This is a genomic window from Actinomadura spongiicola (assembly GCF_003432485.1).
Classification (GTDB): domain Bacteria; phylum Actinomycetota; class Actinomycetes; order Streptosporangiales; family Streptosporangiaceae; genus Spirillospora; species Spirillospora spongiicola.
This window is the reverse complement of record NZ_QVNQ01000004.1, coordinates 603832-619681: the sequence shown is the minus strand read 5'-3', so window position 1 is coordinate 619681 and position 15850 is coordinate 603832. Positions and strand designations below refer to the sequence as shown.

Genomic DNA, 15850 nt, shown 5'->3' with positions numbered 1-15850 from the left:
CGCTGATCTCAGGCGGCGGGCACGGTGTCGAGCAAGGCGGCGAGGCCTTGGGCGTCTAGGAGGTCCGCCGGGCGGACGGTGAGGTTCGCGGCGACGTAGTGGAAGGCGGCGCTGACGCGGGCGACGTCCACCCCGGCCAACTCCGCCCAGGCCAGGCGGTAGGCGGCGAGCTGGACCGAGGCGAATCTGGCCTCGTCTCCGGAGGGTGGGGCGCCGGTCTTCCAGTCGACGATCTCGTAGTCGCCGTCGGACGAGCGGAACACGGCGTCCATGCGGCCCCGGATCAGGCGGTCGCCGATGATGGTCTCGAACGGGACCTCGATGTCCAGGGGTTCCCGGGCCGCCCACTCCGACTCCTCGAAACGGGCGCGCAGGCGGGCGAGTTGGGCGTCGTCGGCGGCGCCCTCGTCGGCGGCGCCGGGGAGTTCGTCGGGGTCGAGGAGGCGCTGCTGGCCCCAGCGGCTTTCCAGCCAGGCGTGGAACGCGGTGCCGCGCCGGACGTACGGCGCGGGTGGGCGGGGCATGGGGCGGCGGATCTGGCGGGCCAGGGCGGCGGGGTCGCGGGCCAGCGACACCAGTGACGACACCGTGAGGTTCGCGGGCAGTTCGACGAGTGTTCCGTCGCCGCCGCGGCCTCGGTCGCGTTCGGCGAGGAGGAGTTCCACGTCGCGGGCCCAGGCGGTCATGAGGGCTCGGTCCGCGTCGGAGAGGCCGGCGTGCCCGGCCCAGTGTCGGGTTCGCCCGGCGATCTCGTCCTCGACCATGCGGGCGGCCTCGACGACGGCCTCGTACCGTTGGCGGGCGGTGATGTCGCTGCCGCCGCGTTCGCCGGGTGCCACGGGCCATTGCGCCTCGTCCGCGTCGGCGAGCAGGGGGTTCGGGGCGTTCTCCTCGGGTGGGTCCGCCCACTCGACGACGGTTCCGGCGCCCGCCATGCAGACGGTCCGGATCTCCTCCAGGTACGGGGACGGTCCGAGCGGACGCCCCGACGACCCCCACCAGTAGCCGGTGGCTATGAGCAGGCTGGACGCCCGGGTGACCGCGACGTAGGCGAGCCGCCGCTCCTCCCTCAGGTCACGTTCGGAGCACGCCTCGTCGAAGGCGGTGAGGTCGTCCTTCTCCAGGCCGTTCAGAGGTGGGAGGTCGGCGCGGTCGCCGCGCAGCATGAAGGGGAGGACGCGCGGGTTGGCGGTCCAGCGGGTCGCGTTCTGGGGCGGCGACGGGAAGATCGAACCCTTGGCGGGCGCGCCGTTCTTCTGCGGGACGTAGGAGAGGCCGGGCACGATCACGACCGGCCATTCCAGGCCCTTCGACGCGTGGACGGTGAGGAGTTTGACGCTGTCGGTCTCGCCGACGCGTCCGGCCTCCAGCCCGAACTCCTCCGTCTCGGCGGCCTTGAGGTAGGCGAGGAAGGCGCCGAGCGTCGGGTCTTCGGCGTCACCGGCGAAGGTGGTGGCGGCGTCGATGAAGGCGTCCAGGTCGGCGCGGGCGGTGACGGGGTCGAGGCCGGAGCGGGCGGCGACCTCGATGTCGAGGCCGAGGGCGCGTTCGACCTCGTTGACGAGGTCGGGCAGCGGAAGGCCGACCTGGCCGCGCAGCGTGCGCAGTTCGTCGCGGAGGCGCCGGAGCCGCCCGTATCCCTCCGGTGAGTAGGCCTGCGGGGGGCCGAGGTCGTCGAGGGCGTCGACGAGGCTGCCCGTCTCCTGGTTCAGTTCGCTGACGAGTTGCCGCAGCGGGTCGGACGACGGGTCGTCAGATGGCGGGGTTTCGGATGGCGGGTCGTCTGGGGGGCCCTCCGGTTCCGAGGTTTCCGGGCGGGTGATGTCGCGGGCGGCCTCCTGGGCGAGGGTGCGGGCGCGGCGGCCCAGGGCGACCAGGTCTCGGGGGCCGAGGCGCCAGCGGGGACCGGTGAGCAGCCGGGCGAGGGACGCTCCGGCGGTCGGGTCGTGCATGGTCCGCAGCGTGGCGACGACGTCCTGTACCTCGGGGACGGTGAGCAGCCCGCCGAGGCCCACCACCTCCACCGGGATGCCGCGCGCCTCCAACGCCCGTCTGATCAGCGGGAACTGGGATCGTTTCCGGGCGAGGACGGCGATGTCGCCGTACCGGAGCGGTGTGGAGTGCGGGCCGCCGTCCGGGGCCGTGTCGGGGTCGGCGGCGGTCATGAGGCCGGCGATGCGCGCGGCGATGCGGTCGGCCTCCTCCTCCACGGTGGTGAACAGTGCGCATTCGACGCGTCCGCGGCCTTCGCGTCCGGAGCCGGGGATGAGGCGCGGCACGGCCTTCGTCTCCGCGCGCAGCTCGTCCTGAACCCGGGCGGCGGCTTCCAGGATCTTCTCACCGTTGCGGAACGACCGGCTCAGTTGGACGACCGGCGCGGGTGTCGGACGGCCCCCGGCCACCCCGGGCCGCAGCGGGAAGTCGTAGGCGAACCGCAGCAGGTTCCCGGCGCTCGCCCCGCGCCACCCGTAGATCGACTGGCAGGGATCGCCGACCGCCGTCACCGGGTGCCCGCCCGCGAACAGCGACTTCAGCAGGACGAGCTGAGCCTGGGACGTGTCCTGGTACTCGTCCAGCAGAACCACCGAGAACCGGGACCGTTCGATCATTCCCACGTCGGGATGGCGGTGGGCGATCCGGGCGGCGAGGGCCATCTGGTCGCCGTGGTCGACGACCTCCCGGTCGGCCTTGGCGCGCCCGTACGCCTCGATCAGCGGGAGGAGCTGCTCCCGGACGGCCTGTCTCGCGAGAATGTCGCGCTGCGCCTTGAGCGGCTTCTTCACCGCGGCGAACCGTTCGCCGAGCCAGGTGCCGACCTTGCGGACGTCGTCGGCGGTCCGCAGATGCTCCGACAGGTCACCGGCGAGTTCCATGACGGCCTTCGTCACGGTGTCTGGCTGCCATTCGACGAGGTCCATGGGCCCGTCGTAGGCGTCGACGACCCGCGAGCAGATCTGCCACGCGACGGCCGGTGAGATCAGCCGCATCGTCGGTTCCAGGGCCTCGCGGAGCGCGTGGTCGCCGAACAGCCTCGCCGCGTACGAGTGGTACGTCGACACCATCGGCTCGCCGTCGAACAGGGACTCCCCGCCGAGCCGCTCCAGCTCGTCGTCGGGCAGGACCTCGCGGAGCGTGTCGAGCCGCTTGCGCACACGCGCGCCGAGTTCGGCGGCGGCCTTGCGGGTGAACGTGAGGCCGAGTACCCGCTCCGGCCGGACGAACCCGTTGGCGACGAGCCACACCACGCGGGCGGCCATCGTCTCGCTCTTGCCCGACCCGGCGCCCGCGATCACCGCCATCGGCGCCAGCGGCGCCTCGATCACCCGGGCCTGCTCGTCGGTCGGCTCCGGGATCTCCAGCAGCCGGGCCAGCTCTGCCGGCGTGATCACCTCGCTCCCCCCGAGCTCGTCGATCCCTGCGGCCCGCTCGTCCGCGACCCCGCGTCGGCAGCAGCGTAGAGGACCCGGCGGTCAGCCGCCGACCTGACCGCCCTCGTCGTGGACCGGGCAGCAGGAGCGTACGGGGCACGTCCGACACTTGTCGTTCGCCCGCGCCTGGAACACCTCGCCCGCCATCCCGGTCGCGACGATCTCGACGAGCTTCTTGGGCCACTCGGGGTCGGCGTCCTCGGCGGGCGGCGGCTGCTCCTGCTCGCGCGCCCTGGCGGCGAACGCGGCCTTGCCGACCTGCACGAGCTTCGCCCCGCCCGGCTCGATCAGCCCGTGCCGTTCGAACGCGCCGAGCATCACCGCGTACTGGTAGACGCCGAGCTGCGGGTGCCGGCCCAGTTCGTCCTTCGGGACGGCCGTCGAGGACGTCTTGATGTCGATGATGACGGCACGGCCGTGCTCGTCGCGTTCGGCGCGGTCGATGCGGCCCTTGATGACGACGCGGCCGAGGTCGACCTTGAACGACTCTTCCAACGCGACGACCTCGTTGGGGTTGTCGCGGTGCCAGGCTAGGAACTTGTCGACCATCCGCGACGCCTGTTCGCGTTGTTTCTCCGAGTACCAGGAGCTGCGGAAGTCCAGGTCCTTCCAGATCTCGTCGAGTCGTTCGGCGACGTGCACCTCGTCGATGCCGTCGTCCGCGCCCGCCATTTCGGCGACCGCGTGGACGACCTTGCCCATGGTGCTGTACTCGTTCGGACCGCCGTCCTGCGCGCCGACCGCGGACGCCAGCAGCCACCGCAGCCCGCACGTCGTGAAAGCCTCGACCTGGGACGGCGAGATGGTGATGGACTCGTCCTCGCCGAACGCGGGCCCGGTGTCGGACAGCGCGGTGATGGCGTACCAGTTCTCCGGCTTCGCGCCGCGCACACCCGCCCGCGCCAGACGCGCCAGGTGCCCGGCGGCGGCGCGTCGAAGCGGTTCCGGACGGGACGGGTCGGCGACGACGGAACGCAGGTCGGCGACCAGCGCCGACAGTGAAAGCCACCGTGTCTTCTCGTCCAACTGCGATCGTTCGATGGCGCCCGGAAGAAGCTCGTTCAGGAACCGGGACGGCCGTTCCTCGGTGTCGTCGCCACCCACCGCCGTCACGACGAGCCGTTTACGTGCGCGCGTCACCGCCACGTAGAAAAGGCGCCGTTCCTCGTCGAGCATCTTCGCCGCCATCGACGCGCCGGCCGCCTCCTCACCTTCCGGCTCAGCACCGGCGGCGTGCTCGATCAGCTCCTCGATGCCCAGCAGCGACCCGCGCAGCCGCACGTCCGGCCAGACACCCTCTTGGACGCCGGCGACCACGACGACGTCCCACTCCAGCCCCTTGGAGCGGTGCGCGGTGAGGATCCGGACCGCCTCACCGTCCGGCGACTGTTCGGCGAGCGTGTCACCGGCGATCTCCTGGGACGCGATGTTGTCGACGAACAGGTCCGGCCCAGCTTGAGGCAGCCGGTCGACGAACCGTGCCGCATGGTCGAACAACGCGACGACCGCGTCGAGGTCACGGTCGGCCGCCGCGCCCCGGGTCCCGCCCTTTGCGCTCTGCTCCAGCAGGACGTCCGCCTGCCCGCTCTCCTCCCACACGGCCCAGAGGACGTCTTCCGCGGAACCGCCGTCGTGAACGCTGCGCCGCGCCACCTCGATGAGGCGGGCGACCCGTTCGGCCGGTGCGCGGACCTTCTCATGGATCAGAACCAGCTCGCGTGGGTCGTCCAGAGCGGCGACCAGCAACTCCCCTAGCGGCCGGTCCCCTCCCGACAGTTCCTCCAGGTCGCGCAGGGCCCGTTTCAACCGCCGCATGGCCAGCGCGTCGGCGCCGCCCAGGGGGCCCGTCAGCAGGTCTTCGGCGACGACGCCGTCCAGGAAGCCCTTCTTCAACGCCGCCCGCAACAACACCAGGAACGGACGGACGGCAGGCTCCCCCATCAGCGGAACCTCGTCACCCGCCACGACCACCGGCACGCCAGCCTGGGCCAGCGCACGCCGCAGGGCCGGGACCTGCCGCACGGCGCTGCGCACGAGCACCGCCATCCGTGACCAGGGGACGCCGTCGAGGAGATGCGCGCGACGAAGTTCGTCCGCGACGAGCGCCGACTCCTGGCTTTCGGAGTCGGCGATGACGGCGCGCACTTCACCGTCCTCAAGTGTCTCCAGGGGAAGCAGGGCCCGATGCTCCGCCGCCCCGGCCGACCCGGCGGGCAGGCGCCGCGCGATCCGCCGCGACGCCTTGAGGATCTCCGGCCCCATGCGGCGGCAGGTCCGCAGCGCCACGACGGGCGCGGGGTCGCCGTCCAGGGTGAGGAACCGGTTCGGGAACTCCTGGATGCCGCGCACGTCGGCTCCCCGGAACCCGTAGATCGACTGGTCCGGGTCGCCGACGACGACGAGGTCGCGTCCGTCGCCCGCGAGATGGTGCAGCAGCACTTCCTGCGCGGGGTCGGTGTCCTGGTACTCGTCCACGAACACGACGTCGTAGGCGTCCTGCTCCCGGATCCGGGTCTCCTCGTCCGCGAGCATGGCGGCGGCCACGTGGATCAGCTCGCCGTAGTCGTACGTCGGGACGGGATCGAGCGCGAACCGGTCCGCGTACCGTTCCATGAACTCGCCGATGGCGGGCCAGTCGTCGCGTCCGCGCATACGTCCGAGCGCGACGAGTTCGTCCCCGACGACCAGCCGTTCCGCCGCGCGCAGGGCGAAGTCACGAAGCTCTTCGGCGAACCCGCGTGTCGCCAGGGCGGCTCTCAACCGTTCCGGCCAGGCGCGTGCGCCGTCCGCCAGCTCCCCTTCCAGGAACCTCCGCACCTCCAGGAGTTGCTCCGGCCCCGACAGCAGCCGGGGTGCGGGGTCCTCGTCGAGCACCGCGTCGCGTCTGAGCAGCGCGTAGGCGTAGCTGTGGAACGTGAGCGCCAGCGGGGTCCGCGTCGTCCGCCGCAACCGCCCGGTGATCCGCTGCCGCAGCTCCCCCGCCGCCTTGCGGCTGAACGTGAGGACGAGCACGCGCTCCGGGTCGACGCCACGGTTCTCGATGCGGTCGACGACGGCCTCCACGATCGTCGTCGTCTTCCCGGTGCCGGGTCCCGCGAGCACCAGCAGCGGCCCGCCCGCATGGTCGACGACCCGCCGCTGCTGCTCGTCGAGCACAGGCGGAACGACCCGCGCGGGACCGGCGCGGCGAACGAGACGGTAGGAACCTGACGGCACAACAGGCTATTGGAACAGATCAGCGGGGCTGTTCTGGCCACAATGCACGCATGTCGTCAGAGAAACCACCGCGACGGCGGGTTACGACCGCCCGTCCCACCGGGCGCGCGCCATGTCGACACGGCGACCGTCGGGGCGCAGCGGCGTCCTCTCGGCGCGGTAGTTCTCGTGCGCCTCGACCTCGTGACCGCTCGCCGGGCTGCCGTCCGCCCGGACCACCCGCCACCACGGCACCGCGCCCCCGTAGAGGGCCATCACACGTCCGACCTGCCGGGGTCCACCGCGCCCGACCAGCTCGGCCACATCGCCGTAGGCGAGAACGCGGCCAGGCGGGATGCGCTCCACCGCGTCCAGGACGGCCTCGGCGTACTCATCGGGTTCCGACAACATCCGGAGATTCTCCCGCGCTCAGGACGTCCCGTCGGGCGGTCGGAACATCGGCGGGCGTCCCATCGGCGGCGCCCCCGGCGGAGGCGGACCCATCCGAGGCGGCGGAGGCGGCCCAGGCCGGTAACCGCCCATCGGCGGCACCATCGGCGGCCCCGGCGGCGGACCCATCGGCCCCATCGGCGGGCCGCCCGCGACACGCGGATGACGACGGCGGAAGGCCATCGCGACCGCCCCGCCCGTGACCGTTCCACCGAGCCCGACGAGCACCAGCCCGACGATCAGCGGCCGGACCCAGGCGGGTCGCGGAATGATCTGCACCGGCCCGGGATCGTCCCGCCCGAACCGCTGCCCGGCGGACTTGCCGCGCGTCCCGCCGGAGGCCCCGGCGAGGGCACCGGCCGCCGACAGCGCGCGGGCCGCGTGGACCTCGCCGAACCCGACCTCCGAGTCGTATCCGCCGGACGGCCTGTGCCGGGTGCTCTGGATCAACGCCTGCGCGACCAGCGCCGGGGACAGCTTCGGATACTTGGCGCGGACCAGCGCGGCGACGCCGGACACGAGCGCGGTGGAGTCGCTGGTGCCACGGCTGGCGAAGTACTGGCCGCCGGGCGCCGCGACGGGCACGTCCATCCCGGGAGCGGACAGCACCACCGAGTAGTTCCGGTTGGAGAACGGCGCGCGGGCGTGGCCGGGCTCCGTCGCCGCGACCGCGATGACCCCCGGATAGGACGCCGGGTACGAGTACGGCGCGTACCCGTCACCGTCCAGCTCGTCGGGATCATCACCGTCGTTCCCGGCGGCGGACACCACGACGACGCCCTTGTCGACGGCGTAGGCGATGGCCGCCCGCTCCTCGGCGACCTCGTGCTCCTTGCCGAGCGACAGGTTGATGACGGCGGCGCCGTGGTCGGCGGCGTAGCGGACGCCGCGCGCCACCGCCGTGTCGGCCCGTTCGGACCTCCGGTAGCGGGCGAAGCTCCGGTCCTCCGGCTCGCCGATGGCCCGGATGGCGAGGATGCGGGACTCCGGCGCGATCCCGATGATTCCGGAGCGGCGCCCGGGGCCGTGCCCGCGACCCGCGATCAGCGACGCCATCCCGGTCCCGTGCAGCCGCGCGGGCCTCGTGCCCGCGTCGATCTCGGCGAGCATGTTCGGGCCGGTGGTGACGGAACCCGCGAGGTCCGCCTGCCCGGCGTCGACACCGGAGTCGACGACCGCGACGGTCACGCCCCTCCCCCTGGTGACCTTCCAGGCGGCGTCCATGCCGAGGACGTTCAGGATGGGCTTCTGCCGGTCGCGGACGATGTCGGCGTGCGCGGGCACGGGCATCAGCCACGTCCCGGCCACCGCCACCGCGAACGCGCCGCCCGCCATCCGGACCGCACGCCGCGTCCCGGCCCCCGCCTCACGCCCCCGCATCCGTGCTCCCGTCAGCATTCCCACTCGGGACTGTCGCAGTCCGGCAGGGCCTTCGCCGACAGCGACCGCGCGACCGCGTGCCCGAGCTGCGGCGCCCCGACGAACGGCTCACCCGGCCGCTTCTTCTTGATCGCCGCGGCCGGGCGGCCGTCGGTCTGGCCCGACGTCGTCAGCACCACGTACGGGCCGCCGCGGTCGATGGTTCGGTCCTGCCGCGCCTCGTCGGTGAACCGGGCGGCGGCCGTCCCGGGGAACGCCGCCGCGTGGAGCGCCGGGCGGACCGTGCCCGTCCCGTCCGGGCCCTGCGCGCCGGGCAGCTCCTTGTATGCCCGGTCGGCCCTCCACGGATCGGGGAACACCACCACGCCGACCGTGGTGACGATGCCCTGAAGCTGGTCGACGTAGGTGGCGCGCAACACGGCGCGGCACCCGTGCCTGCCGATCGTCGTCACCATCTCCGTGTCGACGCCCTGCGCGCAGGCGGTGTCGGGGACGATGCCCATCCGCGTCGCGTACTCGCTGTGTCCCGTCACCGGCCGGTAGCTGATCCGCTCGGGGAAGATGCGGCTCGCGGGCCACGCCTGCCACCGGCGCGCGACCTCCTTGTTCGCGGCCTGTTGCAGCTCGGCGTTCGTGGGTTCGCGGTTCAGGGTCGCCCAGGCACCGGTGAGGGAGATTCCACTGGCGACCAGGTAACAGAAGGCGACGACGATCGCCACGACCATCCACTGCCGTCCCCGCAGCCCGAGCACCGTCGGCGGCGGCGGGCCCATGTGGGGGCCGGGAGGACGGGGCACCACACCGGGCGGGCCACCGGGCGGCCCGGCGGGCATGCCGAACTGCTGCGGGGGCCGCGGCGGATGCGGCTGCTGGGAGGGGGGCAGGAATGCCACAACAGCCAAGATTATCTGTGCTTCGCGACATTCCGCCCTGACATTGCGGTGAGGGGACGGTCCGGTGTGGGCGACGCCCGGGAATGCCGCAGCACATGGCAAGGTTGTGCGGTGAGAAGGACGAAAGACGTCCCCGCCCCAACTCGCGTCAGCACAGGAGCACCCACCGTGTCGTTGCCACCTCTGGTCGAGCCCGCAGCGGAGCTCACCCGCGACGAGGTCAACCGCTACTCGCGGCATCTGATCATCCCCGACGTGGGCATGTCCGGGCAGAAGCGCCTCAAGAACTCCAAGGTCCTGGTCGTGGGCGCGGGCGGCCTGGGCTCCCCCGCCCTGCTCTACCTCGCCGCCGCCGGAATCGGCACCCTCGGCGTGATCGACTTCGACGTCGTGGACGAGTCCAACCTCCAGCGCCAGATCATCCACCGCCAGTCGTCCCTCGGAAAGCCGAAGGTCGAGTCCGCCGCCGAGACCGTCCGTGAGATCAACCCGCTGATCGACGTGGTCGTGCACGACACCGCGCTCGACCGCGACAACGTCATGGACATCTTCTCCGGGTACGACCTGATCCTGGACGGCACCGACAACTTCGCCACCCGCTACATGGTGAACGACGCCGCCGTCCTGCTCGGCAAGCCGTACGTCTGGGGCTCCATCTACCGCTTCGACGGCCAGGCGTCCGTCTTCTGGGCCGAGCACGGCCCGTGCTACCGCTGCCTCTACCCCGAGCCCCCGCCGCCCGGGATGGTCCCGTCCTGCGCCGAGGGCGGCGTCCTCGGCGTCCTGTGCTCGTCGATCGGCTCCATCCAGGTGAACGAGGCCATCAAGCTCCTCACCGGCATCGGCGAGCCCCTCGTCGGCCGCCTGATGATCTACGACGCCCTGGAGATGAGCTACCGCTCGGTCAAGGTCCGCAAGGACCCGGAATGCGTCCTGTGCGGCAAGAACCCGACGCAGACCGAACTCCTCGAAGACTACGAGGCGTTCTGCGGCGCCATCTCCGACGAGGCCGCCGAGGCCGCCCAGGACTCCACGATCACCGTCCTCGACCTGAAGGCCATGCAGGACCGCAACGACGACATCTTCCTGGTGGACGTCCGCGAGCCCAACGAGTACGAGATCGTCTCGATCCCCGGGGCGACCCTCATCCCCAAGGGCGAGTTCCTGAACGGCTCCGCGCTGGAGCGCCTCCCCCAGGACAAGAAGATCGTCCTGCACTGCAAGTCGGGCGCCCGCTCCGCCGAGGCCCTGGCCGTGGTGAAGAACGCGGGCTTCTCCGACGCCGTCCACGTGGGCGGCGGCGTTCTGGCCTGGGTCAACCAGATCGACCCGTCCCAGCCGTCCTACTAGCCCCTTCGGCCCCCGGACCCCGCCAGGGACTCCGGGGGCCGACGATCATGTCGCCACGGCCCCAAGCGCCTGACAAAGTGGCCATGTGTCGAGAAATCCACAGACGTTCGGTGGGCGCCTCGCCGCTTGGCTGGTCCTCGGCGCCCTCACCTTCGGCGCCGGTGCGATCGCCCACTCGATGTACAACCAGGCGAAGCTGCGTCACCAGGTCGGACAAGGATCGGCGGGCACCCCTGGCACGGTCCACATCGACTACTGGATGAGCGGCAAGTCCTCGGGTTGCTACGGACGCTTCCGCCCCGGCACAGGCGAACCCCCCTCATCGACCGTCATCCGCATCAACGGCTTGAAACGCGACGCCTGCAAGCGCAACACCACGGCCCCCGCCCGCCTCCTCAAGGGAGACGGCGGCGGCTTCCTCAACACCAACGACCGCGACGAGGCGTTCACCGCCAACAGCAACGGCACCTGGCTCACCCACGCCAGCGTCGCCACCGTCTTCGCCATCCTGACCCTGATCCTTGGAATCCCCTGGGCCCTCCTCACCATGATGACCCCCTTGGCCGCCCTGACCAAAATCACTCGCAAAACCCGCGACCATTGACCGTTATCGCGAGGTTTCTCGACGGCCAACTGGCCGCGGACGCCAAATACGGCGGACAAATCGACTTGGACGAATGTCCTCCGTTGACACCGGCGCTCGATCGGCATCTGCGTTCCTGCGCGCGGCATGCGGCCCGGCCCCACGTCAACCAGGAGATCCGGGCCCGCGGCGCCCAACGCCCGGCGTTCCTCCGGCTGCTGGCGTACGTGTACGCCGCGATGCCCGGCTACCGGCCGTCCTGGCAGCCGGTCTTCACCGAACGCCGCGTCTCCGCCGACCCGGTCACCGGCCTTCTGCTGGAACGGTGGCGAACCGAGGAACGCCTGGCCCGCGAGGCCGCCGCCGAGTCCGGCCTGGATTTCTCCTGGCGGGAAGTCGACTGCCAGGACGGCCAAGGCCTGGTCATCGACGGTGAAGGTCGTCCTCTCTGGGAGGTCGCCGTCTATCCGGATCACGGCTTCGCGATCTCCCGATACGGCCCCGGACGCGTTCTTCGCGAATTGACGGCCCGCCGCGAGATACTGGCAAGTCTCGACCTATCGACAAAGGCCGACAAAGCCATTCTCCGACTCCTCGAAGAACCATATGGCGAGTAGTGTTCAGCGGCCGTGGAGGAGTATTTGGAGGAGGCGGCGGGGGCGTTTGCGGTGCCAGGTGGTGCGTTCGTTGGATTCGGGGAACGGCTCGTTGGGGGTGGGGACGTCGAGGAAATCGCAGAGTGGGGGCCAGCCCTGCCTGACGTCGAAGATCAGGAGTCGGTCGGGTGGGATTGCGGCCTTCACCTCGGCGATGTGGCGGTCGAAGACGGTGAGGACGTGGTCGCGGTCGTCGATGCGGCCGTCGAAGACGCGGTCCATGATGGTCGCTCGGGCCATGCGGGGGTAGAGGGCGAAGTCCGGTGAGCGTCGCGCCACCAGCCACCGGACGAGTCGGCGATGGAGTGGCGGTCGGTGGTGTTCCGCCAGGGCGCGGGCGAAGATGGTGGACGCGACGCTGTCGTACCAGCGTTCCCTGTCTCGGATGGTGAGGATCACCTTGGCGTTCGGGTAGTGGGCGGCCAGTTCGCGCCAGTAGGAGGCGGCGGGCCAGTCCAGGGCCGACTGGAAACCGGTGAAGATCTCGTCCCAGTCGGGTGGGCGGCACTCGCCGATGTCGAGCCACTGGCGGACGCGGTGGGGCTCGGCGATGACGGTGGACATGTGGTAGCAGGGGCCGAGGTCGAGTCGTTCCAGTGCCGCCTTCAGTGAGGCGGTGCCCGTCCGGCCGAAGCCTGCGCCGATCACCTGCATCAGCGTCTCCGTTTCTCTTATCGATTTCTTATGAGGGCCGCCTAGCTTGAGGTGGGACGACCGAATTGTGAGCGGAATCGAGGAGCGGGGCAATGAGGCTCTTTCCCGGATCTCTTCTGGACGCGCTACGGGAATCGCCCGGATCGGCCGCGTTCGAGCACGGCGGCCGAGTGGTCACACGCGCCGAGTTGTCGCAGCTCATCGGCAGGTTGGCGGCGGGGATGCGGGATGCGGGCCTCGGGCCGGGCGACGGTCTCGCGATCCGTACTTCGGTGTCGCCGGAGGCGTTCGCCGCGCACATCGCGGCGCATGTGGTCGGGTGCCGCGTCGTGGGTGTGCGGCCCGGGTACGCGGCGGGGCAACTCGCGCATGTGCTCGGGATGGGCGTCGACGCCGTGCTCGTCGACGCGGAGGCCGCGACGGCCGGTCTGTTCGAGGCGGCGGGTCCGGTGCGGCTGTTTTCGCTCGGGCCGTGCGAGTCGGCGCGCGACCTGTTGGACGGTTCGAGTGAGGGGACGCTCGACATCACGGCTCGTCCCGACGATGTGGCCCTGCTGGCGTTCACGAGTGGGAGCACGGGACGGCCGAAGGGGTGCGCGACCACCTACCGGGCGCTGAGTGAGCACTGGGCGTGGCAGCCGCGCGTGTGGGGGCCGGTCGCCGCGGGCTTCGCGGAGGCGTTCGAGCGGTATCTGCTGTTCGGCACGCTGGCCAGCATGGTGGTGTTCGAGTTCCTGGCGCCGTGCCTGCTCGGCGGCGGCACCGCCGTGATCCCCGAGGACGATGGGCGTCCCGTGTTCCCGTACGCGATCGAGCGGCACCGGATCACCGGGTCGATCATCACCGTGCCGAAGCTGGGGCGGATGCTCGACCTGCTGCGGGACGACCCGGTCGACGTGCGGAGCCTGCGGGCGCTGATGGTGTCGGGGTCGCCGCTGAGCCCGCCCCGGCTGGCGGAGGCGGTGCGGCGGCTCGGGCCCGTCGTCCACAACGGATACGGGCAGACGGAGACCGGTTCGGTGTCGATGCTGACGCCCGCCGACATCGCGGCGGGCCGTCTGGCGTCGGTCGGACGCCCCCACCCGGGTGTGGAGATCCGCGTGCGGGACGAGCGCGGCCGGGTTCTCCGGCGAGGCCGGACGGGCGAGATCTACGTCCGCGCCCCGTACGCGATGGCGGGCTACTGGGGCGACCCGGTGGAGAACCGGGACACGGTACGGGACGGCTGGGTGCGCACCCGCGACCTCGGCCACCTCGACCGGAACGGGTACCTGCACCTCGACGGCCGCGCCCGCGACGTGATCATGGTGAACGCGATGGTGGTCTACGCGGGCCCGATCGAGCGGGTGCTGGCCCGGCATCCGGACGTCGCCGAGGCGTTCGTGGTGGGAGCGCCCGACGAGCGGACCGGGGAGGCCGTGCACGCGTTCGTCGTCCCGGCGGTCGGCCGGTACCCGGACGGGACGGCGCTGAAGGAGATGGCCGCGCTCGTCCAGGAGGAACTCGGCGAGGACTCCGTCCCGCAGACGATCACCGCCGTGCCGGTGGTGCCGACCGCCGCCAACGGCAAGCCCGACAAACGGGCCCTGCTGCACCGCCACCGTCCGGGTTTCTGATCAACCTCTGAGAATCGGGGCCTTCACTTGGGTTGAGCATTCAATCATCTCGTCGCCTGCGGAGGGTGTCATGGCGAGTCGATCCCTGGACCACCTGATCATCGGCGCGGGACCGGCCGGTCTCCAACTGGGCCACCTGCTCCAGAAGTCCCGGCGCGACTATCTGATCCTGGAGGCGGGCGACGCTCCCGGCACGTTCTTCCGGACATTCCCCCGCCACCGCACGCTCATCTCCAGCAACAAGAAGCACACCGGGATGGACGACCCGGAGCTGAACCTGCGCATGGACTGGAACTCCCTCCTGTCCGACGACCCGGAGCTGCTGTTCACCCGCTACAGCGACCGGTACTTCCCCGCCGCCGACGACATGGTCCGCTACCTCGGCGACTACGCCGAGCGCTGCCGCCTGAACATCGCCTACGGCATCCGGGCCACGCATGTCACCCGGACCTCCAAAAGTCGGTTCCGGGTCACCTGCGACACCGGCGACACGTACGAGGCGAAACGGCTGATCGTCGCGGCGGGCTTCACCCGGCCGAACGTCCCGCCGATCCCGGGCATCGAGACCGCCGACCTGTACGGCGAGCACTCCACCGACCCCGCCGAGTACGTCGACAAGCGGGTGCTGATCATCGGGAAGGGCAACTCGGCGTTCGAGACGGCGGAGAACCTGATCGAGTCGGCCGCGGTGATCCACGTGGCCGGGCCCCGCTCCCTCCGGCTCGCGTGGCGGACGCACTTCGTCGGGCACGTGCGCGCCGTCAACAACAACTTCCTCGACACCTACCAGCTCAAGTCGCAGAACGCGATCCTGGACGGCGAGGTCAGACGCATCGAGCGGCGGCCGGACGGCGGCTACCTCGCCACGGTGGCGTTCGTCCGCGCGGACGAGGTCACCAAGGACATCCCCTACGACCGGGTGATCGTCTGTACGGGCTTCCGGGTGGACGCCTCGATCTTCGACGAGTCCTGCCGCCCGGAGCTGACGATCAACGAGCGGTTCCCGGCGCTCACCCCCGCCTACGAGTCCGTGAACGTCCCGGACCTGTACTTCGCCGGGACGCTGACGCAGTCCCGCGACTTCAAGCGCGGCACGAGCGGCTTCATCCACGGTTTCCGGTACGGGACGCGGGCGCTGCACCGCGTCATGGAGTACCGCTACCACGGCGCCGAATGGCCGGGCCGGACGCTCACCGCCGACCCGCGGGACCTCTCGGACGCGGTGCTCGCCCGGGTCAACCGCAGTTCGGCGCTGTGGCAGCAGTTCGGCACGCTCGCCGACGTGATCGTCCTGGACGCGGCGGGCGGCGCGCGCTACCTGGAGGAGCTGCCCGCCGACTTCCGGGACGCGCCCGTCTCCGACGCCGGTCCCGGCGGCCACTTCACGATCACCCTGGACTACGGGCCGGACCACGACAAGGTCGACCCGTTCGACGTGTCCGTCACGCGGATCTCGCAGCGCGACGCGGGCCGCGCGCACGAGGGCCACTACCTGCATCCGATCGTCCGGCATCATCGGGGCGGCGCGGTGACGGCCGTCCATCACGTGACCGAGAACCTGGAGAACGACTGGACGTCCGAGGACGTCCACGCCGGGCCGCTGCGGGAGTTCTTCGCCCGGCGGACCGCGTCCACCCCGGTGTGA

11 protein-coding genes are annotated in these 15850 nt (G+C 71.3%); 5 read left to right on the top strand and 6 right to left on the bottom strand.

From position 1 onward, the window contains the following. Positions 1 to 8 precede the first annotated feature (8 nt). The 5 genes from D0T12_RS15565 to D0T12_RS15545 form a co-directional block, all read right to left on the bottom strand. Positions 9 to 3389, bottom strand: coding sequence for an ATP-dependent helicase (locus D0T12_RS15565; RefSeq protein ID WP_117400262.1), 3381 nt, complete (start codon positions 3387 to 3389; stop codon positions 9 to 11). A gap of 81 nt (positions 3390 to 3470) precedes the next feature. Next, the gene (locus D0T12_RS15560) at positions 3471 to 6644 is read right to left on the bottom strand and encodes an ATP-dependent helicase (RefSeq protein WP_117400261.1); all 3174 of its coding nucleotides are present in this window, start codon (positions 6642 to 6644) and stop codon (positions 3471 to 3473) included. An 81-nt stretch (positions 6645 to 6725) separates the two neighbouring features. After that, positions 6726 to 7034 (bottom strand): MGMT family protein, encoded by a 309-nt coding sequence (locus D0T12_RS15555; protein ID WP_117400260.1) that lies wholly within the window; start codon positions 7032 to 7034, stop codon positions 6726 to 6728. An 18-nt stretch (positions 7035 to 7052) separates the two neighbouring features. Further along, complete coding sequence (locus tag D0T12_RS15550; RefSeq protein WP_199487470.1) at positions 7053 to 8453, bottom strand: S8 family serine peptidase; 1401 nt, start codon at positions 8451 to 8453, stop codon at positions 7053 to 7055. Positions 8454 to 8464: 11 nt separating this feature from the next. Further along, positions 8465 to 9346 carry a hypothetical protein gene (locus D0T12_RS15545; RefSeq protein WP_147339522.1) on the bottom strand — a complete coding sequence of 294 codons (882 nt, stop codon included), beginning with the start codon at positions 9344 to 9346 and terminating at the stop codon, positions 8465 to 8467. A 168-nt stretch (positions 9347 to 9514) separates the two neighbouring features. Between D0T12_RS15545 and moeZ the strand changes: the two genes are divergently transcribed. From moeZ to D0T12_RS15530, 3 genes are all read left to right on the top strand, one after another. Next, a complete protein-coding gene (gene moeZ / locus D0T12_RS15540; protein ID WP_117400258.1) occupies positions 9515 to 10696 on the top strand; it encodes an adenylyltransferase/sulfurtransferase MoeZ in 1182 nt (393 codons plus the stop codon). 85 nt (positions 10697 to 10781) lie between these two features. Further along, positions 10782 to 11300 (top strand): hypothetical protein, encoded by a 519-nt coding sequence (locus D0T12_RS15535; RefSeq protein WP_117400257.1) that lies wholly within the window; start codon positions 10782 to 10784, stop codon positions 11298 to 11300. 83 nt (positions 11301 to 11383) lie between these two features. Then, positions 11384 to 11896 carry a hypothetical protein gene (locus D0T12_RS15530; protein WP_117400256.1) on the top strand — a complete coding sequence of 171 codons (513 nt, stop codon included), beginning with the start codon at positions 11384 to 11386 and terminating at the stop codon, positions 11894 to 11896. Between the two features lie 3 nt (positions 11897 to 11899). Here D0T12_RS15530 and D0T12_RS15525 read toward each other — a convergent pair whose 3' ends face one another. Continuing rightward, positions 11900 to 12589, bottom strand: coding sequence for a sulfotransferase family protein (locus D0T12_RS15525; protein ID WP_117400255.1), 690 nt, complete (start codon positions 12587 to 12589; stop codon positions 11900 to 11902). 92 nt (positions 12590 to 12681) lie between these two features. Between D0T12_RS15525 and D0T12_RS15520 the strand changes: the two genes are divergently transcribed. Beyond that, on the top strand, positions 12682 to 14205 hold the full coding sequence (locus tag D0T12_RS15520) for a class I adenylate-forming enzyme family protein (RefSeq protein ID WP_117400254.1): 1524 nt from the start codon (positions 12682 to 12684) through the stop codon (positions 14203 to 14205). A 70-nt stretch (positions 14206 to 14275) separates the two neighbouring features. Then, the gene (locus tag D0T12_RS15515; protein WP_117400253.1) at positions 14276 to 15850 is read left to right on the top strand and encodes an NAD(P)-binding domain-containing protein; all 1575 of its coding nucleotides are present in this window, start codon (positions 14276 to 14278) and stop codon (positions 15848 to 15850) included.

What these genes read in the sequence shown, in the direction of transcription:
- D0T12_RS15555 (WP_117400260.1), bottom strand. Translation starts at nt 7,034, where the DNA reads ATGTTGTCGGAACCCGATGAGTACGCCGAGGCCGTCCTGGACGCGGTG.
- D0T12_RS15550 (WP_199487470.1), bottom strand. Translation starts at nt 8,453, where the DNA reads ATGCGGGGGCGTGAGGCGGGGGCCGGGACGCGGCGTGCGGTCCGGATG.
- D0T12_RS15525 (WP_117400255.1), bottom strand. Translation starts at nt 12,589, where the DNA reads ATGCAGGTGATCGGCGCAGGCTTCGGCCGGACGGGCACCGCCTCACTG.
- D0T12_RS15520 (WP_117400254.1), top strand. Translation starts at nt 12,682, where the DNA reads ATGAGGCTCTTTCCCGGATCTCTTCTGGACGCGCTACGGGAATCGCCC.
- D0T12_RS15515 (WP_117400253.1), top strand. Translation starts at nt 14,276, where the DNA reads ATGGCGAGTCGATCCCTGGACCACCTGATCATCGGCGCGGGACCGGCC.